18 protein-coding genes and 2 pseudogenes are annotated in these 22,455 nt (G+C 45.1%); 2 read left to right on the top strand and 18 right to left on the bottom strand.

The features are described from left to right. Positions 1–569 precede the first annotated feature (569 nt). The 7 genes and pseudogenes from L6H98_RS03235 to L6H98_RS03205 all read right to left on the bottom strand — a co-directional run bounded on the left by L6H98_RS03235 (position 570) and on the right by L6H98_RS03205 (position 7,322). Positions 570–986 carry a helix-turn-helix transcriptional regulator gene (locus tag L6H98_RS03235; RefSeq protein WP_236412798.1) on the bottom strand — a complete coding sequence of 139 codons (417 nt, stop codon included), beginning with the start codon at positions 984–986 and terminating at the stop codon, positions 570–572. 409 nt (positions 987–1,395) lie between these two features. After that, a complete protein-coding gene (locus L6H98_RS03230; protein ID WP_236412797.1) occupies positions 1,396–2,355 on the bottom strand; it encodes an L-threonine 3-dehydrogenase in 960 nt (319 codons plus the stop codon). A 37-nt stretch (positions 2,356–2,392) separates the two neighbouring features. Further along, positions 2,393–3,583 carry a glycine C-acetyltransferase gene (locus L6H98_RS03225; RefSeq protein WP_236412796.1) on the bottom strand — a complete coding sequence of 397 codons (1,191 nt, stop codon included), beginning with the start codon at positions 3,581–3,583 and terminating at the stop codon, positions 2,393–2,395. Between the two features lie 599 nt (positions 3,584–4,182). Further along, positions 4,183–4,872, bottom strand: a complete 690-nt coding sequence (locus tag L6H98_RS03220) for a metal-dependent hydrolase (protein ID WP_236412795.1) — start codon at positions 4,870–4,872, stop codon at positions 4,183–4,185. Continuing rightward, positions 4,869–6,109: pseudogene (locus tag L6H98_RS03215) on the bottom strand (multidrug effflux MFS transporter). The gene L6H98_RS03220 and the pseudogene L6H98_RS03215 overlap by 4 nt, the downstream one beginning before the upstream one ends. Before the next feature lie 153 nt (positions 6,110–6,262). Continuing rightward, the gene (locus L6H98_RS03210; protein ID WP_236412794.1) at positions 6,263–6,898 is read right to left on the bottom strand and encodes an FMN-dependent NADH-azoreductase; all 636 of its coding nucleotides are present in this window, start codon (positions 6,896–6,898) and stop codon (positions 6,263–6,265) included. Between the two features lie 40 nt (positions 6,899–6,938). After that, positions 6,939–7,322: a tautomerase family protein gene (locus L6H98_RS03205; protein WP_236412792.1), complete on the bottom strand. Its 384-nt coding sequence runs from the start codon at positions 7,320–7,322 to the stop codon at positions 6,939–6,941. Positions 7,323–7,536: 214 nt separating this feature from the next. Between L6H98_RS03205 and L6H98_RS03200 the strand changes: the two genes are divergently transcribed. After that, positions 7,537–9,975, top strand: a complete 2,439-nt coding sequence (locus tag L6H98_RS03200; protein ID WP_236412790.1) for an NB-ARC domain-containing protein — start codon at positions 7,537–7,539, stop codon at positions 9,973–9,975. 282 nt (positions 9,976–10,257) lie between these two features. Here the strand turns inward: L6H98_RS03200 and L6H98_RS03195 are convergent. From L6H98_RS03195 to L6H98_RS03180, 4 genes and pseudogenes are all read right to left on the bottom strand, one after another. Then, positions 10,258–10,353: pseudogene (locus L6H98_RS03195) on the bottom strand (NAD-dependent epimerase/dehydratase family protein); the annotation flags it as partial. 402 nt (positions 10,354–10,755) lie between these two features. Then, positions 10,756–12,153, bottom strand: coding sequence for a catalase (locus L6H98_RS03190; protein WP_236412788.1), 1,398 nt, complete (start codon positions 12,151–12,153; stop codon positions 10,756–10,758). A 174-nt stretch (positions 12,154–12,327) separates the two neighbouring features. Next, positions 12,328–12,468: a hypothetical protein gene (locus L6H98_RS03185; protein WP_236412786.1), complete on the bottom strand. Its 141-nt coding sequence runs from the start codon at positions 12,466–12,468 to the stop codon at positions 12,328–12,330. Between the two features lie 102 nt (positions 12,469–12,570). Next, complete coding sequence (locus tag L6H98_RS03180; protein WP_236412785.1) at positions 12,571–13,389, bottom strand: alpha/beta hydrolase; 819 nt, start codon at positions 13,387–13,389, stop codon at positions 12,571–12,573. Between the two features lie 390 nt (positions 13,390–13,779). On the opposite strand from L6H98_RS03180, the gene L6H98_RS03175 reads away from it, so the two are divergent. Further along, on the top strand, positions 13,780–14,223 hold the full coding sequence (locus L6H98_RS03175; RefSeq protein WP_339272269.1) for an Rrf2 family transcriptional regulator: 444 nt from the start codon (positions 13,780–13,782) through the stop codon (positions 14,221–14,223). A 54-nt stretch (positions 14,224–14,277) separates the two neighbouring features. On the opposite strand, the gene L6H98_RS03170 is transcribed toward L6H98_RS03175, so the two are convergent. The 7 genes from L6H98_RS03170 to L6H98_RS03140 form a co-directional block, all read right to left on the bottom strand. Continuing rightward, a complete protein-coding gene (locus L6H98_RS03170; protein WP_236412783.1) occupies positions 14,278–14,640 on the bottom strand; it encodes a VOC family protein in 363 nt (120 codons plus the stop codon). 415 nt (positions 14,641–15,055) lie between these two features. Then, the gene (gene licT, locus L6H98_RS03165; RefSeq protein WP_236412782.1) at positions 15,056–15,907 is read right to left on the bottom strand and encodes a BglG family transcription antiterminator LicT; all 852 of its coding nucleotides are present in this window, start codon (positions 15,905–15,907) and stop codon (positions 15,056–15,058) included. 17 nt (positions 15,908–15,924) lie between these two features. Then, on the bottom strand, positions 15,925–17,367 hold the full coding sequence (locus tag L6H98_RS03160) for a glycoside hydrolase family 1 protein (protein WP_236412781.1): 1,443 nt from the start codon (positions 17,365–17,367) through the stop codon (positions 15,925–15,927). A 59-nt stretch (positions 17,368–17,426) separates the two neighbouring features. Beyond that, on the bottom strand, positions 17,427–19,379 hold the full coding sequence (locus tag L6H98_RS03155) for a beta-glucoside-specific PTS transporter subunit IIABC (protein WP_236412780.1): 1,953 nt from the start codon (positions 19,377–19,379) through the stop codon (positions 17,427–17,429). A 405-nt stretch (positions 19,380–19,784) separates the two neighbouring features. Continuing rightward, on the bottom strand, positions 19,785–20,123 hold the full coding sequence (locus tag L6H98_RS03150; RefSeq protein ID WP_236412779.1) for an MmcQ/YjbR family DNA-binding protein: 339 nt from the start codon (positions 20,121–20,123) through the stop codon (positions 19,785–19,787). Between the two features lie 25 nt (positions 20,124–20,148). Further along, positions 20,149–21,477 carry a replication-associated recombination protein A gene (locus L6H98_RS03145; RefSeq protein WP_236412777.1) on the bottom strand — a complete coding sequence of 443 codons (1,329 nt, stop codon included), beginning with the start codon at positions 21,475–21,477 and terminating at the stop codon, positions 20,149–20,151. Positions 21,478–21,490: 13 nt separating this feature from the next. Beyond that, positions 21,491–22,252 carry a helix-turn-helix transcriptional regulator gene (locus L6H98_RS03140; RefSeq protein ID WP_236412775.1) on the bottom strand — a complete coding sequence of 254 codons (762 nt, stop codon included), beginning with the start codon at positions 22,250–22,252 and terminating at the stop codon, positions 21,491–21,493. Positions 22,253–22,455 lie beyond the last annotated feature (203 nt).

Raw genomic sequence — 22,455 nt, 5'->3', positions numbered from 1 at the left:
AAATGCTCGATGCCAACATGAATTTTAAATATTTCAACCTGTTCGGAGGTGCCGGATTGGACTCGCCCGAGGGAGCTTAAGGCCGCAACTGTTAGCCGTCGTAGACAGCTGCCGATCTCCGCGCCCCGCGTATCCGGAGAGGACTAGGATGGCGGAACTGCTGCGCGAACCGGCGTATCAGTCTATAACTTTATTTACTCGGTATAAAACATTATTCTGCAGTCTACTAGTTTATTTGCTTTGAACTGTCGTAGGGAATAAGCAAAAGCCGAACCCGTCTTTTGAACAGGGTTCGGCTTTCTTATTTACGTGCCGGAAGCTAGGTGCATGTATCCTTTGTTTACTGGTATTTTGCGTACTCATCTTTTAACCAGAGCTTATTGTTCTGCACGATGTATTGCTCAGATTCAGTTGATATTTCACCTTTATTAATACATGACCACCCGTGTTTAACCTCTCATCGTGTCAGTTGTCCATAACAATGTGAACATTTTCATGTATTGTTGTACTTAATGAAGTTTTAAGTGCATGTGATCAATGTTTAGATATACATCAAATCGGCAATCGGGCTAACCCTGGTTAGCTTTCCATGGCATATCTTCAAGGTTAACGCCAAACTTCTTTTCTACCTCAAGAATAATCGCCCCATCATCATTTTCCGTAATTCTATGACCTAGCAATACAGGGAATTTTTCGCTTGAGAATTTTTTTACCAACGATTCAGCTTCTTCCCGGCTAGGAACTTCAAATGTTTCAACGGTTTTAAGCAATTTCATGTTATTATTTCCTCCTTCTATTCCTAACAAATAGTCTGTTGTAACTCGGAAATACCTTGCAATTAAGGGCAGCATTTCTAAGTCAGGATAATTAGCGGATGTCTCCCATCTTGAAATTGTCTGAACCGAAACGGCTAGAGCATTGGACAGTTGCTCTTGGGTAATACCACTTTTCAACCTTAGTTTTCTGATGATCGAACCAATCTTCATGTTTGCACCCCTAAAGCGAATTTCTTACGTTACATTTAGATTTTACTGTTCAAGGAAATGTATAACCAGCACTTAAACCGAGAACAAACTTAACAAGTATGTTATGTTAAGTCTTTTATTTGAATTAATCGGCTCGTTATCGCAACGAAGGCAGCCGATCTTTGTGGTCGGCTGTCTTCGGGGCATCATTAAGCTATATTTCACCCGACAGCTTAACCGTCAAGTTCAGCGACTTCAATGGGAATATGTCCTTGTCCCTCGACATTCTTCCAGCCCCTACTATTTCTCCTCACGGAAATGGAGGATGAAAAAAGAAGCTGCAACAAAAGGTCCGGGTAATGCCAAACCTCCTCTTGATGCAGCTTCTTTTGTACTTCTACTCGTTTTGCACAGCGAATTCATAATAACTTTAAGCTTTGCGAAGCATTTGTCTCTCGCTTAGCTGTGAAAGCATATCCTTCGTCATGGCCTTCAAGTCGTAGCGTGCATGAAATCCCCATTCTGTTTTCGCTGCCGTCGCATCAATGGAATGCGGCCAGCTATCGGCTATCGCCTGTCTCTTAGGATCAACGTCATAATCGAGGATAAAGCCGGGAAACTCCTCCCGAATCGCTGCAGCGATCGCCTCCGGATCCATGCTCATTGCGGTGACATTAAATGAGTTTCGGTGAATCAACCGGGAAGAATCCGCTTCCATTAAATCAATGATAGCATTCAGGGCATCCGGCATATACATCATGTCCATGCTTGAGTCTTTGGCGATATAAGATGTATACCGGCCAGCCGTCACGGCTGCGTAATAAATTTCCACCGCGTAATCCGTCGTTCCTCCGCCGGGAGGCGTCATATAAGATATTAAACCTGGGAATCGTAGCCCCCTAGTATCCAGGCCGTATTTATGAAAATAATAATCACAAAGCAGTTCGCCGGACACTTTGCTCACGCCGTACATCGTATTGGGCCTCTGAATCGTATCCTGCGGGGTATTGTATTTCGGAGTCGTAGGGCCAAAAGATCCAATGGAGCTTGGAGTGAACAATCTGCAGCCGAGCTCTCTGGATATTTCAAGTGCATTCATCAATCCGCCCATATTCAAATTCCAGGCAAGCAGGGGTTTCTCCTCTGCGGTAGCCGACAGCAGCGCAGCCAAATGAATGACGGTATCAACTTCGTACCGCTTGGCGATTTCGAACATCGCCTTATCATTCGTCACGTCCAGCAGCTCGAATGGTCCGGATCGGGTAATTTCGTGGGCTGATGACCGGAGATCCGTAGCAACGACGTGATCCGCACCATAAATCTCACGCAATTTAACAACTAACTCAGAACCGATTTGGCCCAGTGCTCCGGTCACCAATATCTTTTTCATAAGACATTCCTCCCGAAATATACTCCCGCGAATGCATCTAAATCAGCTTCATTTCCTTACCAACTTTCTCATAAACGGAGATCACCTGGTCAAGCATCTCCTTGGTATGGGCAGCTGTCGGCATGTTGCGTATTCTACCGGTTCCTTTCGGAACTGTCGGAAACAGGATTCCCTTGGCGTAAACGCCTTCTTCATAAAGCCGTTTGCTGAACTGTTGGGTGGTTACTTCATCGCCAATGATACAAGGTGTGATCGGCGTTTCGCTTTGGCCTACATCATATCCAAGCCGGCTCAAGCCATTTTTCAAATGATTGCCGTTCCCCCATAGCTTCTCGATCAGCTCTTTGTCATTCATCAAAATGTCGACAGAAGCGCTACAAGAAGCGATTGCAGCCGGAGGTAGCGATGTCGAGAACAGAAACGGACGGCTTCTTAGCTTCAACCATTCGATCAGTTGTTTTTTACCCGCCACATAACCGCCGACAACGCCGATCGCCTTGGAAAGAGTACCAATTTGAAAGTCAATGCGGTCGGACAATCCAAAATGCTTTACGGTTCCCGCACCTGCTCCGAGAACGCCCGAACCGTGGGCATCATCCACATAAGTAATCAGATCGAATTCTTCCGCTATTTTCACGATTTCGGGCAGCTTTGCTATATCACCATCCATGGAGAAAACCCCGTCGGTGATGACCATAATTTTATGGTACTGACCGGATTCCTTGGCCTCTTTCGCCTGCTGTCTTAAATCATTCATATCCGAATGCTTAAAGCGAATCACCTTGGCTCTCGACAGGCGGCACCCATCAATAATTGAAGCGTGGTTCAGCTCATCGGATAAAATCGCATCATGCTGGTCCATAACCGCGGATATAGCAGCCATATTACAGTTAAATCCTGATTGATACACGATAACGGCTTCCGTTTTTTTGAAACGGGCCAGTTTTTCTTCAAGCTCAATATGAAGATCCATCGTACCATTAATTGTTCTCACAGCCCCTGCGCCTGCCCCATATGTCTGCGCCGCCTTAACTGAAGCATCAATCAGGCGGTCATCTGTTGCCAGTCCCAAATAGTTATTAGAGGACAAATTGATTAGGGACTTTCCGTCGATACGAATAACAGGACCATTTGCACCCTGCAGCGTATCGATGACGTTATATAGACCTTTAGTCTTTAGATTTTCGATGTTCGAATTTAAAAATTGGTCCAATGCTCGACTTGACATTCGATTCCCTCCTTGATATACGTTTGTACTCGTACAGGAGACATGTAATTCTACGAAAAACCTTTTTATAAAAGGGTTTAGACTAATTTCAATGTAGCATCTTTTTTATTTTTTGTACACATGTGAAGGACAAAAAAATAAAAAATCCGCAAATAAACATAGCGATTGCTTCCCCCTCCCCGGAAGCAATCGCTACTAAATCCTTGTTTGTATTTTTTGCTGCTCGGTAACTTCTTGTGCAGCCATTATTTCTTTTGCTTATTCCTTTACATCATTCGATTTACCCGAATTCAAACGGTATTCTTCCGTGGCAAACGTAATAAGCTGATCCGTACGGAAGCACTTGCCGAGGTTAGGCTCTCCTGACCGCTATAGTTCCATAGCTACAAACTCCTTAAGGTGCTAGCATTCCCCATGCCATCAGCACTGTTCGGATCATCATGTTCGCCTGCAGCACTCGGAACAAAAAGTTGTACCGATAACATAAAAAAGCCGCTATAATTATAGCGACTTCAACCGGACTATATTCTTGTCCGATAGCATCCCAAGCATACAGAGCGACGGCTGTGAAATGTTTCCCTCCGGTGTCTTATCGATGTTTAGGATGACAGATGGATAGCTTCTCCCGGTTCAAGGACGACCCCTACTCCATCCTCAAGGAGCGAGGCGAAGTAATAGGGGTCTTGTTGAATGTACGGAAACGTATTGAAGTGGATCGGCACAACTTGTTTGGCTTGAAGCCAATCTGTGGCTACGGCCGCGTCTTCCGGGCCCATCGTATGGTTGTCGCCAATCGGGAGAAAAGCCAGGTCAATGTCATTGCGTTCCCCAATCACTTTCATGTCGTAAAAAAGGCCCGTGTCACCTGCATGGTATATTGTTTTGCCTTCGGCGGTGAACAGAATTCCGGTAGGCATTCCCGTATAGATAATGGTTCGGGTCTCCGGGTTAACATAACTAGAGCTATGGAAAGCCTGAGTCAGCTTCACTTTGCCAAAGTCGAAGGTGTATGCCCCGCCGATACTCATGGCATGGGTTCTCACTCCCTCCCATCCGAGCACATCTGCCAGCTCTGCCGAGGCAATGACCAATGCGTTGTTTCGTTTCGCAATGTCTACCGTATCCCCTACATGATCTCCGTGGCCGTGGGTTAACAGGATTACGTCTGCTTGTATACTGGCCGCATCCAGATCGGTATTTGCGTTGCCTGTAATGAACGGATCAATCAGGATGGTAGTGCCGTTTGTTTCGATTTTTACTACAGAATGTCCATGATAGGATACTTTCATTTGTATTCCCCCTTTGATGAAATTGCTGATGCCGGGTTTCTTCGGATTAACGTGAGGTAACAGATGACTGCGGCGATATTGGATAACGCGATGACCGTTCCCATAGGGATGGCTGATTGACCTCCTCCGATCCCGGTAAGAGGTGCAGCGAGTCCGTCCAGCACGAATGAGATCAGGCCTAACAGCGCGGAAGCGCTCCCGGCGGCTTGTCCATAGTTCTGCATCGCGAGGGAGAAGCCAGTCGTAGTTACGACGCCGACGCTGGATACTACGAAAAATAGCGGCACTAATACCGCGTATAACCCCCCACCGCTCAATAACACCCCGAATAACGCCAAGCTGCTAATGGTTGCAAGCATAATTCCACTGACGAAAAGTGTATACCCGCTTATTTTGCCGGACAGCCTACCCGTAACTTGCCCAGCGATGATCAAACCAACCCCATTCAGCGCGAACAAAATGCTGAACAATTGCGGCGAAGCACCGAATAGGTCTTGAATTACGAACGTGGAGCCTGAAATATACGCAAACATCGCAGCCAGAACGAAACCTTGTGATAAGGCGTAACCCATAAAGATCCGGTCCCGAAGCAGGGTTCGGAACGTAACAATCGTCTCCTTCCAGCCGCCCTTCACTCTGTCCTTCTCTGGCAATGTCTCTTCCAGAGTGGTGAAGACTGCAACGAACAGAATCGCAGCAATAAGACTTAACGCTACGAATACGCCCTGCCAGGAAGCCACCCGCAGGAGCTGCCCGCCGGCAATCGGCGCAAAGATTGGACCGGCCCCGTTCACCAGCATCAGGAGTGAGAAAAACCGGGTCAATTCGGCCCCTGAAAAGAGGTCCCGCGCCACCGCCCGGGAAATCACTACGCCGAAGCTTCCAGACAGACCTTGTACAAACCGCAACGCGATAAATGACCAGATGGCCCGCTTAAGGTACACCACACGGATACGGCGATATACAGGAATAACCCCACAAGCAGCGGCCTGCGCCGTCCGTGCATATCGCTCAGCGGACCGGCTGCCAATTGCCCGAACGAGAGTCCCAACATGCAGGCAGTCAAGCTAATCTGCGCCATGGCAGGTGATGCCTGCAAATCGCTGGCTAATGTCGGCAGCGCGGGCAAATACATGTCCAGGGAGAACGGGGCGAGCGCAGCCAAAGCACCCAATATGACCGCCACCCCCGCTCGTTTCCCCGCTTTCAGCCCTGCTTGTGCCTGAAGCTCTGTCATGCTCTTCCCCTCCTTGAATTCACCAAATACGCCTTCGATTCGAACGCCCATGAACACCTCCATGAGGATGCCCATCCAATGCTCGTATACCGGGTGAGCGATGGATGGGCAAAATGTTGCGAAGCATATTCAGCGTGTTATCTGAATGTAGTCTTAGAAGTTTTTGGCGGCTATGCGTGCTTTCTCGATCGCTTCGGCTTTGATTTGTGGAGCGCGGTCTCCTGCAGTGGACACTCCTTCAATAAACAGATTATCGAAATCGGTGATGCCTACGAAGTTCAGGACGGTTTTCAAATGACGGCTGCCGTTCTCCCGGTCCGCCACAGGTCCTTCCGAGTAAATGCCGCCGGTAGCCTGGATATGGAATGCTTTTTTGTTTTCAAGCAGGCCAACGGGACCGTTCTCTGTGTATTTGAAGGTTTTGGCTCTGACGCAGAAGGAATCAATGTATGCCTTCATTACCGGAGGGTAAGAGAAGTTCCACATAGGTGTTACGAACACATACTTGTCTGCAGCAACGAATTCATCAAGCAATGTATTCAACTGAGTTAATTTGAGTTGCTGCGCGGCAGTCAATTGATCAAACGAACCACCATTTTGAAGGGTTCCCCAGGCTTCCCATACGTCAACGTCAATTTGGGGAATGTCGCGCCGATACAAGTCTACATGGACTACTTGATCTCCCGGATTGCTTTCTTTGTAAGCTTGAACGAATTGCTCTCCGACGGAAAGACTGTAAGATGCTTCAACGCTGCCGGGATGGGCAGTTATATAAAGTACAGTTGACATAATTAAAACTTCCTCTCATCATTAAGTTTATTTTGTGAAATTACACGATAAATGGAGCGATGCCGTTACCATAAGACCAGTTTTCTTTGGTGACCTCAACCAGATTGATGAACACATCTTCCGTTCTGATGCCGCACTGCTGATGAAGCTGCTCGGCTAATACCTCATAGAACTCTTTCTTCACTTCTGCTGATCGGCCAGCATTCAGCGTGACCTGAACGATTAGAAAACCGTTACTTCTATCAATATCCAGGCAATTCGGATCAAAGCTGAAATTGTCACGTTCAAGTTCTTCTACAATCAGAAAGCGATCGTTCTGGGGGACATGCAGCTTGTCCACAATCGTCTGCAAGACGACCTCGCCAATACGGGCTTTCTCTTCGCTGGAGCGACCCTTCAATGTGGTAATGCGAGTCAATGGCATGTGTGTTACCTCCTCGTTGTTGTTGATATGGCTAATTATATCTGTTAGAATCCAGAACACGAATGTACATAAGTTCGTGTTTGTTCGTGTGAAGCTGCGGAAACTATGGAATTCAGGTGATAGGATGGAAGACGGGAAATTGCCAAAAGATTGGCCTCATGAATGGATCAAAAAAATTCGTTCCAGACCTGCCAGGCACAGCTTATCCAAACGGATGCGGCAAGTGGACCTGGCACGGCGGGTCGGTGTTGATCCACGAACGGTGCAGCAATGGGAGAATGGAGACCGCCTCCCCAGCGTGGGCAGTCTCAAACGAATGATCCAAGCGTTCTGCGAAGAAGGGCTTCTCCTGGAAGCTGATCCGCGTCATGAGGCTGAGGAGCTTTGGAATTCTGTAAAGCGCTTCTCGGAAGCGCGGTCAGCGACCTCACGGGAGTTTCCCGATTTCGACGCAACCTGGTTCGACACACTGGTTACTATGGAAGGGACAACACCGAAACCAATGATTGCCGCGCCGCAGGCTTCAATCGCGCCAGCACATCGGCTGCCCAAGCTCCCTACGCTCTTCGTTGGACGAAGTCTAGCCATGGCTGACTTGAAGGAACGGCTGAATGCTCACTCCCTGGTCTCTGTCGTGGGTCCCGGAGGAATAGGCAAGACGTCCCTTGCCGTTCAGGTGGCTTCAACGCTCGGGGGAACGTACCCGCAAGGGATATGGATGTTTGAATTCGGCTCTGTCAAAGAACCGCAAGACCTGGGACAACTGCTTCTGTCCACATTAAGGCTGCAGAACCAGGCAAACGGGACCGATCTTCAAACGATACTGGAGGCTTTGTCCGACCAGAAAGCACTCTTTATTTTTGATAACTGCGAACATGTCATTGACGCAAGCGCGTCTTTGGCTGAATCACTTCTTGCATTCGCGCCGGGGCTGACGATCCTCGCCACCAGCCGGGAACCACTCAATATTCCCGGGGAATCCGTCTATCGGCTTCCTCCGTTATCTTTTCCAGCGGACGAGCATTTGCTTGAGGAGATACCCGAACAGGAGATCATATCCTTTGAAGCCGTGCAACTTTTTTTGGAGCGGGCGCATATTGCTGCGCCCCAGTTTCAGCCCACATTGCAGAATCTCAGACTTGTTGGCTCTATTTGCAAAAAGCTGGAGGGAATCCCGTTAGCCATTGAGCTGGCGGTTGCCAGAATGAACATGCTGACACTGGAACAAATCACGGAACGCCTAGGGAATCTGCTGACCTTGCTGACAGCAGGCAAACGAACCGCTGTGACCCGTCAGCAAACGCTCAAATCCACAATTGATTGGAGTTATGAATTGCTGACCGGCAAAGAACGTCTCTTGTTGAGGCGGCTTAGCGTATTTGCGGGAGGGTTTACTTTGGAGGCGGCGGAAGAGATCTGCATCTGTGAGCCCGGAATGCCTGAGCGGGAAGATCGCATCACTCGCGAAGACGTACTCGACCTGTTGTCCGGTCTGGTCAACAAGTCTCTCGTTTCTATCGAGATCGGCGAGAATTACCGCTACATCCGCTACTTCATGCTGGAAGCTATCAAAGAATATGCAGGCGGAAAGTTGCAGAAAGAAACCGACAAGCATAAGAGCCATCAGCTTTCTGAACGCCATGTTCGTTATTACAGTCAATGTTTGGTCCGTGCGGAGCCCAAATTCAGGACTCACGAACGCGAAGCGTGTATTGATGAAGTACGGCAAGAATATGCGAACCTGCGTTCTGCCCTGGAATGGTCGTACTCTAACCCGCATGCCTATTCATTTGGACTTCACATGGTCTCAAACCTCTATTGGTTCTGGCTGCACGAAGGCAGGCTGAAGGAAGGATTGTTCTGGCTGAATCGCTTTCTGGATAATGAAACACACGAAGGACAGTCTGGCACCGATTCCGCAAAGGCTTTGCATGGACGTGGTGTCATTCAATTTATCCGTGGAAATGTTGAAGATGCCATGTATTCGGCGATCAGAAGCGTGGAACTCGCTCGCGATTTGGGAGAAAGCTCTCTCCTTATCTCCTCCCTTCGACTGCTCGCGTTTCTTCACATCAAACAGAAACGTCTTGAGGAAGCCGAACCGTTGGTACAGATGAGCATTGATATTGCTAGAGCCACGGGCGATTTGTGGAATTTAGCTTCCTCATTGCATGCTTACGGGAAGCTCCGATTAGGACAGCATAATTATTTTGAAGCGTCTAAGAGCCTGAATGAGAGTGTACATTTCTTCGAAGTCGTCCAGGACCAATGGGAAGTATCCGGTCCGTACGAAAGTCTGGGGTATTCCGCCCTGAAGCTTGAGCAGATTACTGCTTCTATTGAATATTTCAAAAAATGCATCGCCGCAAGCCAGATCTACAGAGGTTCTTGGATTCTATCGCGTGGTCTTGAAGGATTAGCCATTGCCTTATGTGCTAAGAAGGCCTTCACCGAATCTGCAATCCTTCTCGGAGCTGCTGAGAAAGGCCGCCAAAGCTCTGGCGGGGAGGCCATGCCCAATTTTCCCGCAGAGCATGAAGAGGTAATTCTTGATCTTCAGCATGTTTTTTCTGAGCAGGAATTGCAAGAATTGTGGAGCAAAGGTAAAGCAATGACACGTTCCCAAGTGCTTGCGTATTCACTGGAAATTTAGGTGATAAGCAAGAATAAGTGACGACCGTTTTCTCAAGATCATAATGAAAACGGTCGTCCACTTTTGCTAACTTTAATATTTTTGGATTCCACCTGACATTGTTGAGGGAAATATCAGCCGCCAAATGGAAATGGTATTGTCCCTTTTTTAAACATCATGAGTTCTAATTTTACAGGAAAGGTATATCCCATTGACTCTAACAACTTCATAGCTTCTTTATTTTGTTCATTAACCAGGGAATCCACTTCGTTTCGGCCATTCTTAATGTCTTTGCTCTTCTTTCCGCGTCATGCCAATGACATCGTGTCCAGCTTGTACGAGTTGCGGCAGCAACAATCTCCCAATAACACCACTTGCACCAGCTACGAAAATTTTCATAAAAATTAAAACTATAATTCTCATTATTTCGAAAAACAAAAAGGGCAGGAATGAACATACGTCATCCCTGCCCTTTTTAGAAACTGCCTAAAAAATATTTATATCAATTATCCGTAATAACGATTAAGATCAAAAAAATCATCAAAATAAACTCGGGCCAAGGATTACAATACACTTCAAAACCGTTCAACTGCAAGCCGGCGTACAACCAGGACCGATTTCAGAAGAGACTAAACAACCGTTCCCCGGTGGAATACCGAGAAATGGCCGCAGCTTGAATGTTGTCTTTTTAAAGTGTCTACTTGACAGGATTATGACCAAATAGCGATTTTTAATGGGAATATGTTCTTGAACCCCGACAATTGATCGACCTCATTCTCCTACTTCATGAAATTGCGTAAATCATCCCTTCTTCGGTGCGGCGATCTGACGCGCTACCCTCTCGGCTAATGTTGCATTAGCCTGGGATAAATAGCCTAACACCACCCTTTGAATCTCATAAGAAGCGGCCGATAAGTCATCAGCGAGGTTTTGAACAAGATGATCCTGCTGAACTTGCGTTAGCGATTGGTAGAATTCTCCCGCTTGCGTGAAATTATCGGGCTGTGGAATATCGGATCGAACGATCCGGCCGGCTACATAGCGCCCTGTCCCACTCGTTACCTGTTCAGTCGGTGACCAGTTTGTTTGATGGTTAATCGGAATTTTACGGAAATCCGATCCAAGGCGATGCCGCTGTGAATCCCAATAAATATTGCTGCGGCCTTGCAGCATTTTATCATCGGACAGCTCGACACCATCCAGAAGATTTGACGGAGAGAATGCCAGTTTCTCGACCTGCTCCTGATAATTCGTAGGGTTCGTATCCAATACGAGTCGACCAACTGGCAGCAGCGGGAAATGACGTACATCCCATACTTTCGTGTCATCCAACGGATCGAACGACAGCATTGCCTCATCCTGTGGGTTCATCAACTGCACATACAGCCCGTATTGGACTGGTGTGCCTTTGGCAATCGTATCATATAGATCTTTACCCGAATAATCGGGGTTCTCGCTGGCCAAACGAGCCGCTTCTTCCGCATCGATATATTGCTCTCCAGCCAACGGAATCCAGCGATATTTGACATAGAAGCGATCGTTCTGTGCATTTTTCCAAACATAGGTGTTAACACTGTGTCCTGGCATATGGCGGAGACTCTTGATCGTCCCTTCGTCCGAGTACAATCGTACAACGAAATGGGTTGCCTCTGGTGCTCTAGCAACGAAACCCCAGAATCGATTGGGATCGATGAGATTGTTAACGGGTGATGGCAGGAAAGCACGGATGGACTCAGGGAACCGGATCGGATCTCGTACGAGGAACACAGGGATATGATTACAGAGCAGGTCGAAAACGCCTTGCTCGGTATAAAATTTCGTCGAGAATCCACGCACGTTGCGGGATGTATCCGGTGTCCCTTTGTTGCTGACCGCAAGTGAGAAACGAACGGTAACGGGTACCCGTTGTCCCGGCTGTTGCAGGAAGCACAGATTCGTATAAGCGGCCATCGAGTGGAGGGTTTCAAAATAACCAAAGGCTCCAAACCCCTTCACGTGAACCGGACGCTCTAATATCTTTTCGTGGACAAAGGTTTCAAGTGTTTCATGCAGCATGCTATCCTGTTCCAAAATCGGTCCCCGTTCCCCTACTGTCTGTGAATGGTATTCCGGCGACTGCTTAGCATGCCATTGTGATTGTACGTTCCCTCCCTGCCAGCTTCGACCGTTTGCCTGATGGTTAGCTTTGTTACCGTCCATTGATCCGCCCCCCATACCTACATTCTCGGGGATATATATGCATGGCTATGTACGAATATGACAGCATGTCATATTCGATGGCCGTGTCTCGAACTTACAACGAATAATACCGGGACGATCCCTGGTTTGAAACGACCATGCGTCTTATTCAGAACAGTGCCGAGTTAGGATGATTTAGGAGACAGTACGACATTCAACGGCCAGGTAACCCCCAGCTCCGTCCACATTCGGATCGGCTCCTTGGGACTGTACCTCTTTGAGGAAATTAATCGTCTTGGCAGAATCCCATAATTGATTGTTCTCCATACCTCCCATGAGAGATTTCTTCTCTGAAGGTACGTCTGGGAGATTCACTTTTTTCCCATCGACTTTGGCAACCAGATAACGTTCCCGTTAGTTTAATAGGTTAACATAAAACTAAAATCCATGCTCTGTTACTCTTTCAAGCCACTCACACATAAGAGACTCAAATAACAGAGGCTGTTCAATCTGAAGATTATGGCCTGCTCGGTCTAGAACAGCAAAGGTTGCTCTAGGATAATTGTCTAAAATTCTAAAAGCATCTTTGTAACCAACGACTGCATCTTGTCGCCCAAGAGTAAATACGGTTGGTTTATCGAAAACTAATTCATCGATATTTTTGGAAAATCCATAGTTTCTTTGAAGCTTACTAAGAAAATCGTAGTCAGCGATCTTACAACCGGCAATGATCTCCTCAGAATACCTTTTCCAATTATACTCATTGAGAACGACTTGATTTGCGCTAAAATCACTTATTTGCTCTTCACTTAAGGTGTCTAAAAACTCGCGATCACGATGAACAACCAAATGCTCGGGGACTTTCCTTCTTTTGTGATCGGGAATAATTAATGGACAAATCAGTGCAGCGCCACCAATACGATCTTTATGTTTATTAATTATTCCTCTTGTAATATATCCGCCGTATGATTCGCCTGCTATGAGATAATCTTGATTTGGGATGAGAGTTTCAATAAAATGTATAACTGCTTCCAGCATATCATCTGAATTACATATTTGATCGTAATCCTTTGTTTGCCCCATTCCAGGCAGGTCAAGATAAATGCGACGCCAACCGGGGATCTTTTCAAATATCGGTTCCATACATCCACTCATTAATCGATGGTCTGGCGAAAAACCGTGGATCATTATTATCGGTTTGCCTGTACCCATTTCCTCGTAATATATACTGGCATTCTTAACTTTACAATATGGCATACAGACTCCTCCAATTAACTATGTATAACTTGCTTAAATGAAGAAAAATCTTCATTGTTTAATCAAGCAGTTCTCCGTTTCCGTTACGTTGTGATTATACCCTCACATATTGCACATGTAAAGAACGTACGTTCCTAAATTCTTGTTTCTAGAGGCAGCTAGTGAAACTCCATTCCCAGTCAGCTTCATCTAAACCGGTTCCTACACTACATTGAAGTAAAGATTCCCGTTAGCTTGAATGAAAGATCGTATTCTTTTTTTCGTGCTAATTTCTTATCTGATGGGAATCATAATATGTTCGGAGGTGATCTTTGACCTACACGTTTACCTGCTGATGATGCCGTCGATTGACCTGTCCTTTAAATGAAACTATACTATTTAGCAAAGAAGGTGAGTAGATTGAAACAAATAAGTAGTCGCTTTTCGATGGCAGTCCATATTCTGTCCATGATCTCGCTGGACCCTCTATATAGTACAGGCGATCGAATTGCCCGCAGCATCAATAGTAACCCTGTAGTCATTAGAAGGATTATGGCCCAGCTCAAAAAAGCAGGTTATATTGAAACAAAACCAGGAGTTGCGGGGGCCTCTCTTCTGATATCTCCTGAAAAATTAACCCTACTGAATATCTTCCAAGCAGTCGAATCTGTGGATGGAAATCAGCTTTTCAAAATTCACAAGGATACTGACCCAAATTGTTCTGTAGGAATGAACATTGAATCCATTCTATTACCCCAACTCTCTAATGCACAGAAGGCTATGGAGCATGAACTAGCTTCTGTTACCCTAGCTCAGATTGTAGAGCAACTACGGATAAAGGCAAATGTAAAATAAAGCTACTCCTCTAATGGAGTAGCTTTATTTTACATTTTTTTGATTTGCGCCAAGTCAAACAGAAGCTTGCGCAGGCTCAACATATTCAATAAAACTACCATCAGGATGTCGAACAAAAACGCCTGGACCAATGGGACCATGCTGATCTCTTACGATAAGGGTATTTTGTTTTTTTAATTCTATCTTCAATTCGTTCATGGAATCAACATACACCACTGCACGGAGTGATCTAGCAGGCTCCAAGGCCTCCGGACTTCCAGATACAATGACGTAAGGATATACTGTGGCTAAAGATAAGCCAGCCTCGGGAATATTCCACGTACGATCCATAGATCGGTTTGCAAGAGCTTCATAATATGCAACGGTTGATTCCAATTGCTCGGTAAAAACGGGTATAAAATGATTTATGATTTTCATGTTAACCTCCAGTTTTTATTTTTATATATAACCATAATGGTTATAACTGATTTAGTTATATATAAATGTTTTGACCTTGTCAAGCTTTCAAAAAGGATCGACATGGTTAAAAATGATAGAAAGCGTTTCATGTTTCTCCTTTTGCTGGCAGGGTTTGGATAACTGAATCATCCACGGCCGCTCTGCCGGGAACGTAACCTATAACCGTACAGATGCTTACGACCAACATTCGAATAACCATCCATTTAACAAGGTTATAGCACTGCTTCATTTCATTGCCTCCTGACTCGCTTAAATGTAGAATTTCGCGCAAAAATAAAAGACCGTTTCCCGGTAGAATACGAGAAAACGGCCATCGTTTTTCCTGTCGCTATTCAAAAAATCGCTTGCCTAAGTAAAGAATATAAACTTTGTTTTATAATCCTCCCTCGTCACATTGCTCCTCCTGTACAATTCGAGCAATGTGAATCATCAAATATAATAACTCCTCGTTCGATATGGAAATATCCAGCATGTTTTGAACGTAGGTTTTGATCATCTCCGCGCATTTGTATTCAAGCGGATGCTCCTTCACCATATGTTGAAATATAAAATCTTTCGCCGAATTGCCCAGACGCCCTTCTTGTAAACGCTGGATGAAAAATTGCAAATGTGTAACGAGTCTCACATAATGGATGGAGTTTTTGTTCAATTGCATATCAAAGGTGTATTGGATAATGTTAAAAATATCTTTTAACATCTTAACGGATTGCATCGTGCGCTCCATATTCTGCTCATGTGTTTGGGCATTCACGAAATGAAAAGCAATATTCCCTGCTTCTTCTTCCGGCAGTTCAATACCCAGTTCCAGATTCAGCATCTGAACGGCTTCAACCCCCAGTTCGAATTCGACAGGATGAAACCTCTGGATCTCCCATAACATGCGATTCTGTAATGATACACCTTTTTTCCATCGTTCAATGGCAAACGACAAGTGATCCATAAGCGTAAAGAAGATTTGATCGTCAAGAGACAGCTTTTCTTTCGCATTGGTAATCAATTTGTTTATGACATTCACATGTTTTTCTGGCATGTTTTCGATAGTTCGTACGTAAGCCTGGGCAGACGGATTATTTTGCAGAATGAATCGTTTCTGGATGTGCTCCTCATCCAGTCGCTCGCCGACTTTGCCTTTGAATGCCAAGCCTTTTCCCATGACAATCATTTCTTGTCCCTGTTCATCTTTAGTCAGAAGCAAGCTGTTATTCAATATTTTGATTACTTTCATGCATTCATCACGATCCTTTATTCTTTCGTGACCGCCTGATCCGAATTACCGATACATCTGCCATTCTGTTTAATGACCTCCTGATACCACGAGAAGCTTTTCTTCTTCAAGCGCTTCAAGTCTTTCAGATCCTGTTCACCACGGTTTACATAGATCATGCCGTAACGTTTCCCATAACCTTGATGGGTGCTTACCACGTCAATAACGGACCAAGGGCAATAACCAATCACATCTACCCCATCCGTTAGAGCCAGTCTGATCTGTTCCAGGTGTTTCTCGATAAAATCAATCCGGTACGTATCGTTAATGGTGTAATCTGCCTCCAGTACATCCGGAGCTCCTATACCATTTTCCGTAATTAGAATCGGGAGACCATATCGTTCACATACCTTACGCAATGTTAGCCTTAGGCCAACCGGGTCAATGACCCAGCCATATTTCGTTTTTTCCGTATAAGGATTCTCTGCGGCCCGGTAGACTCCCTGCTCGCCAAGCATAATTTGCTGATCGCCCGCACGCGCTGTAACATCCGACGCATCGCCCGTACTGGCGGCAATGGTTGCCGTCGAATAATAATTGATTGCTACGAGATCAGGGCGGCCTGACTGGATATCTTCCATGTCGCCCTGCTCAATAACCGGCTCGATGCCACGTTCCTGCAAATAACTCCAGAATAATGGATTATACCGTCCCCACACCGATAAGTCGAGAAAACCCCATCCGCGAATCGTCTCCCAGTTATGTGCAGCGATTGCATCTGCTGGTCTGGAGGTTGCCTGATACATGGAAGTCATGTTTAATGCAGGACCGATCTTGCCTTGCGGGAGCATGGCATGAAATAGTCGCATCGTTCTGCCTTGAGCCACAAACATGTGATGATTTTGCTGGTACTGTTCCTTAGTGGAAGGCATACGGCCGCCCTTCGGTGTACCAATGGCACCTGGATGGAGAATCATCGTATTTTGCTCATTAATGGTCAACCAATATTTCACTTTATGCCCGTAATGCGTAAACAAGATACGCCCGTACTCGACAAAGGCATCGATCGTTTCCCGGTTGTTCCATCCTCCGGTTTTCTCAAGCTCGTAGGGTAAGTCGAAATGGTACATGGTCACAATGGGTTCAATACCATGGAGCAGCAATTCGTCAATCAATTGGTGATAAAAATCGAGCCCCTTCTCATTAACTGCTCCTGTGCCTGAAGGCAATATTCGAGTCCATGCAATTGAAAAACGATATGCTTTGAGGCCCAGCTCTGCAAAAAGCTTCACGTCTTCTCTGAATCGGTGATAGTGATCGCTCGCAACCGTGAAATCGGCGGTTCCAGCCGGATGATCACACATATCGATTACGGACAGACCTTTGCCATCTTCGTTCCAGGCTCCCTCCACTTGATAGGCCGAGGTAGAGCCTCCCCACAGAAATTCATTGGGGAATGGTTTGATGTGTTGATATAACATCTCAAGCACTCCTTCATTTTAATGTTGTTCAAGATATATGACGGGCCGTATTAAGGTTGTTACGAAAGGTGGATAATAGTCGCTCCAACCTCCACAGGACTCTGCTTCTCCAGCTTAATGTCCGGGAAACGATCCGAATTGGCGATAATGATCGGGGTTATGACTTCATACCCTTCTGCCTTGATGGCATCGATATCAAAGCTGATCAACAAGTCGCCCCGTTTTACCCGGTCCCCCACTTTAATGGAAGAGTCGAAATGTCTCCCCTTCAGGTTGACGGTATCCACTCCAATATGAATGAGCACCTCTTCTCCATCATAACCATTTAATTTGACCGCGTGTTTGGAGTCCATGAAGGCCGTAACTTCCCCTGTGATCGGTGCATACAATTCTCCTTTGGCAGGAATAATTGCAGCACCTTTACCCAGTAATCCCAAAGAGAACACATCGTCTGGTACTCGGTCCAGATGGACTAATTCCCCTTGCATCGGGCTGGCGATCGTAAGTGGGCGTAATTCATTTTGGCCGGGTACATTTGCATTTGTTGCAGCAGACTGCGTGCCTGGATTGTTGTCTTTAACAGGCTCTTGGGAAAGCGTCTTGTCATCGTTAATGTTGGTATTTCCTTCTTCATCGTCTACTGGATCCTCAAAACCAATGATCCATGTCAGAGCAAAGGTAACGATAAAAGCGATCAGACAAGTCACAATAGCATGAACGATGTTCATCGGATTGCTGCCTATGAAGGCAGGCAACGCGGCAAGTCCCGGAGAAACGAAGGCATAACGCACTAATCCGGTCAGACCGGCGTATATCCCTGCTACACCACCACCAATCATTGCGGCAATCAAGGGTTTTTTCAGTTTCAGCGTTACGCCGTACAAGGATGGTTCCGTAATTCCCAGCACAGCGGTGAAACCGGATGAAGCAGCGAGCTGTTTCAGTTTTTTGTTTTTTGTTTTTAATGCTACAGCAAGCGTGGCCCCACCTTGAGCAATATTGGACGCGAGCATTCCCGGACCGTTGATCATTTCATATCCATTTTTGGTCAGTTGGCTAGTTGCAATCGGCGTCATTGCCCATGCAGTGCCTGTCACGATCAAAAACGGCTGCAAAGTTCCCATTAACAAAGGAATCAGCCAACTGGCTCTGGCATTAATCGCTTCTGCACCCATCGCAACCAGATCATTCAGGTACGTTCCGAAAGGCCCGATCGCCACCAAGGCAAGAGGGGCTGTAATCAATAGCACAATCATCGGTTTCGTGAAAAATTTGATCATTGAGGGCGATACTCGATCCGCGAAACGTTCAATATAAGACATGAGCCAAACGACAATAATAATTGGCAGCACGGAGCCTGCGTAATCGGTTAGTCGAACTGGAACACCGATGAAAAACACGTCTTTTCCTTCCGCCATCAAGGCGCTCCATCCCGGGTGTAACAAAACACCGGCAACTGTCATCGCCAGAATTGGACTTGTTTCGAACTTAATGGAAGCTCCATAAGCCAGTAGAATAGGCATGAAATAAAACGCCGCATCCGCAATGGTATTAAGGATATAATAGTTTTGGCTTTCTGTAGTTACGAGGCCTGTCAGCACAAGTACGGCTAATATCGCTTTGATCATACCCGCGCCAATAATTGCCGGTATTACTGGAGTAAATGTCGTCGAGATGACGCTGATGAATCTGGAAATCCAGCTCTGTTTCTGCTTTGGTCCGTTATTTTGGCCGGAATCTGATTTGGACTCCGCACTTCGAGTTGCCGAACCCATCTGCTGAGTGATAACTCGGTAGACCTGCTGGACCTCATTGCCCACGACAACCTGGTATTGTCCACCATTGTTCACAACGGTAATGACACCTGGAAGAGCTTTGAGTTTTTCTGTCTCCGCTTTGGAGATATCGTGCAGCTCGAACCGAAGTCGGGTTGCGCAGTGCGTAAGCCGAGCGATATTATCCTTCTTTCCAACCAATTCCGTAATCTCTTGTCCCAACTTGCGATAATCCATACCTTAGCCTCATTTCTGAATTTGGATATAAAAAAAGACCAAAACGATATGCCTTTCCCTACTCACATAAGGAAAATGCAAAATCATTTTGGTCATGCCTGCTTTACCAGTAACAGCCAAATACTGCTAATATTCAATTCTTTATTGATGTAAACGTTTACTGGATCATAGTATCACACATTTATTCAGTTAGCAATCACTTTATACGACATTTTTCTTTATACCTAACCACTTATGTTTTACCTTTTATCGTGTCAGTTGTCCCGCTACAATGTGAACATCTTCATGTATTACGGTGCTTAATGAGTTTTTAAGTACAAATACAAAGTACCCTGCTTTAAGCGTGCTGCGCGATCTCTCAGATCCAAATCGTTGTTGCGTAACATTGCAGAAAGGTCACATAAGTTATTTCACTTTACGTTTGGGTTTCGTCAGGTCAAAACTATGTTTTACCATATCGTGAAGATCATCCACCGGAAGGTTTCCATCTAAGATGATCGTATTCCAATGTTCTTTACTCATATGATATCCCGGCTTAACTTCTTCAAATGCGTTTCGGAGGAATTCAGATCGATCGGGATCACATTTCAAGTTAACGCAAAGATGACCATCTTTTTCAAATATTAACGCAAAGATCTTCTCGTTCCCTTTGTGGCGTATGGCTGTCCAACCTTCTCCAAAGGGATGGTCCTCATATGAGGCTGGATAAGATAAACAGTATTCTACGATTTCTTCTAATTTCATTGTGGTATCCTCCTATCTGTAAAGCCTATTCATGATTGTTGTTTTTCTTCTTGTGCCATGCTGTAATTTCTTCCATCCTTTGTTTAATTTTAAATTCAGACCCCTGTGTTGTCGGATGGTAATATTCGCGTCCGATCAGGGAATCTGGCATAGTCTGCATCGTTGTTAGCTTTTCTTCTGTGTCATGGGCGTACTGATACCCTTTACCATAGTTCAGCTCTTTCATAAGCTTCGTTGGAGCGTTTCGAAGTTGCAAAGGAACAGGTTCACTCATGGAATGTAGGGCATCTTTTTTCGCATAACGGTAAGCCAAGTAAGCAGAATTTGATTTGGGAGCCAGGGTCAGATAGATAACGGCTTGTGTTAGATGTACATCGCACTCTGGCATCCCTATAAATTGACATGCTTGAAACACCGAAACAGCGATTTCCAAAGCCCTATTGTCTGCCAAACCCACGTCCTCACTTGCAAACCTAACGAGCCTACGAGCAATAAATAAAGGATCTTCCCCTGATTCCAACATTCGAGACAACCAATAAATAGATGCATTTACATCACTATTTCGCATGGATTTATGCAATGCGGAAATGATATTGTAGTGTTCTTCTCCATCTTTGTCATACAATAATGATTTTCGATGAATAATTTGAAGCAGCCCTTCTTTGCTGATTTCAATAGCTTCAGCTTGTTTCTCTCCATTTAGCACAGCCATTTCTAAGGTGTTTAATGCCACTCTGGCATCGCCATTTGAATATTCCGCGATAGCAGATAGTACGCCCTCTTCAAAACCGATCTTTTGATCTCCGTATCCTCTAGGATCCAAAATCGCTTTTTTTAATAATTCAACAATATCTTCACTGCTTAATTGATGAAGGACAAAAACTTTGCTGCGGGATAACAAAGCCGAGTTAACTTCAAACGATGGATTTTCGGTTGTCGCGCCGATGAGAATAATGCTCCCTTTTTCCACATACGGAAGAAAAGCATCCTGTTGTGCCTTATTAAAGCGATGAATTTCATCGATGAATAGAAGGGTTTTCTCCCCTAATTGCCTGTTTCCCTCAGCTTCCTTCATTACATTCCGGATATCTTTAATACCGCTGGTTACAGCACTAAAATCAATAAATTTAGACTTGGTTTGATTGGCAATAATTTTAGCCAGTGTAGTTTTGCCAACACCTGGAGGGCCCCAAAATATCATAGAAGACACTTGATCATTTTTGATCATATCCTGCAGAACTTTTCCAGGGCCAAGTAAATGTTTTTGTCCGATAAAGTCTTCCAACGATCGAGGACGCACACGATTAGCCAACGGTCGATCATGTTCATTATCAAATAATGTTCCTTGTATCACAGTATCACTCCATTTAAAGGTTCTGCTTTCGGAATTCGACAGGCGTATAGCCAGTTTCCCGTTTGAAAAATTTACTAAAGTGAGTGGTTTCTTGAAAATTAAGCATTTCTGCAATGTCGCTAATCAAGTAATCTGTATGCATTAATAAACGTTTAGCTTCGAGACTAATTCGAGCGGATATGAAAGCTTTAGCACTTATTCCAACAGCTGCGACCGTAACCCGTGTTAACGTTTTTTCTGTGCAATTTAAAAGGGCAGCATAGTCACTAACATGATTTAACTTGGCAAAATTTTTCTCCACTAATTCTTGAAATTTTAAAAACTTTGGTGAGACCTGAGAAGGAGTAGGGATATTTTTTTGTTTATGAATAATGTTGAGCCATGCTACGAATGCATAAAGCTGAAACCGTAACAACATATGAACATCCTCTTTGGCTACTTGAATTAAAGAGTCTTGAACCATTTGATCGATTAAAGTGTTTGCCCGATGCAGCTCTGTATTATTTAAAGTCAAACTATTAGGCGTTCTTCCGATATCAAACGTTAAATTCAGTTCACTCAACGTAAGTGAAGCAGGAAGAAGGAATTCTTCACGGAATAGAATGACCCATCCGTCCCAGTTTTCATCATGTCCAAAATTATGGACTTGTCCTGGTGTTACTATTATCAGTGTTCCTTCCTTACAAGCGATGGGTTCAAAATCGACCCATTGAGTACACATTCCTTCCGTGACACAAATGAGCATATAAAATTCATAACGATAAGTGATTTTCATACGTTCCTCTGGTGTTCGCTCTTTGAGAGAAGATACACTAAAAATCTCCAGATCGTAGGGGTAAGAAAACACGGGTTTATATTTAAGAGGTCTTATATTATTTTCCTGTTTGAATGAATGAACGATTACACGAACCTCCTTTAAGAGTATTTGACGAAGCGAAATGTCTGTAAAGTATCATTAAATTTCCCGTTTTTGCCTTC

Source organism: Paenibacillus sp. JJ-223 (assembly GCF_927798175.1).
GTDB lineage: Bacteria > Bacillota > Bacilli > Paenibacillales > Paenibacillaceae > Paenibacillus > Paenibacillus hubeiensis.
Note: the sequence above shows the minus strand (reverse complement) of the source record. Positions and strands in the feature narration are given on the sequence as shown.

Coding starts and splice junctions, on each gene's coding strand:
- L6H98_RS03180 (WP_236412785.1), bottom strand. CDS start 13,389: ATGCCATATTGTAAAGTTAAGAATGCCAGTATATATTACGAGGAAATG.
- L6H98_RS03210 (WP_236412794.1), bottom strand. CDS start 6,898: ATGTCAACTGTACTTTATATAACTGCCCATCCCGGCAGCGTTGAAGCA.
- L6H98_RS03230 (WP_236412797.1), bottom strand. CDS start 2,355: ATGAAAAAGATATTGGTGACCGGAGCACTGGGCCAAATCGGTTCTGAG.
- L6H98_RS03170 (WP_236412783.1), bottom strand. CDS start 14,640: ATGAAAATCATAAATCATTTTATACCCGTTTTTACCGAGCAATTGGAA.
- L6H98_RS03140 (WP_236412775.1), bottom strand. CDS start 22,252: ATGAAAATCACTTATCGTTATGAATTTTATATGCTCATTTGTGTCACG.
- L6H98_RS03205 (WP_236412792.1), bottom strand. CDS start 7,322: ATGCCATTGACTCGCATTACCACATTGAAGGGTCGCTCCAGCGAAGAG.
- L6H98_RS03235 (WP_236412798.1), bottom strand. CDS start 986: ATGAAGATTGGTTCGATCATCAGAAAACTAAGGTTGAAAAGTGGTATT.
- L6H98_RS03190 (WP_236412788.1), bottom strand. CDS start 12,153: ATGGACGGTAACAAAGCTAACCATCAGGCAAACGGTCGAAGCTGGCAG.
- L6H98_RS03185 (WP_236412786.1), bottom strand. CDS start 12,468: ATGGGAGGTATGGAGAACAATCAATTATGGGATTCTGCCAAGACGATT.
- L6H98_RS03150 (WP_236412779.1), bottom strand. CDS start 20,123: ATGAAATTAGAAGAAATCGTAGAATACTGTTTATCTTATCCAGCCTCA.
- licT (WP_236412782.1), bottom strand. CDS start 15,907: ATGAAAGTAATCAAAATATTGAATAACAGCTTGCTTCTGACTAAAGAT.
- L6H98_RS03225 (WP_236412796.1), bottom strand. CDS start 3,583: ATGTCAAGTCGAGCATTGGACCAATTTTTAAATTCGAACATCGAAAAT.
- L6H98_RS03220 (WP_236412795.1), bottom strand. CDS start 4,872: ATGAAAGTATCCTATCATGGACATTCTGTAGTAAAAATCGAAACAAAC.
- L6H98_RS03155 (WP_236412780.1), bottom strand. CDS start 19,379: ATGGATTATCGCAAGTTGGGACAAGAGATTACGGAATTGGTTGGAAAG.
- L6H98_RS03160 (WP_236412781.1), bottom strand. CDS start 17,367: ATGTTATATCAACACATCAAACCATTCCCCAATGAATTTCTGTGGGGA.
- L6H98_RS03200 (WP_236412790.1), top strand. CDS start 7,537: ATGCGGCAAGTGGACCTGGCACGGCGGGTCGGTGTTGATCCACGAACG.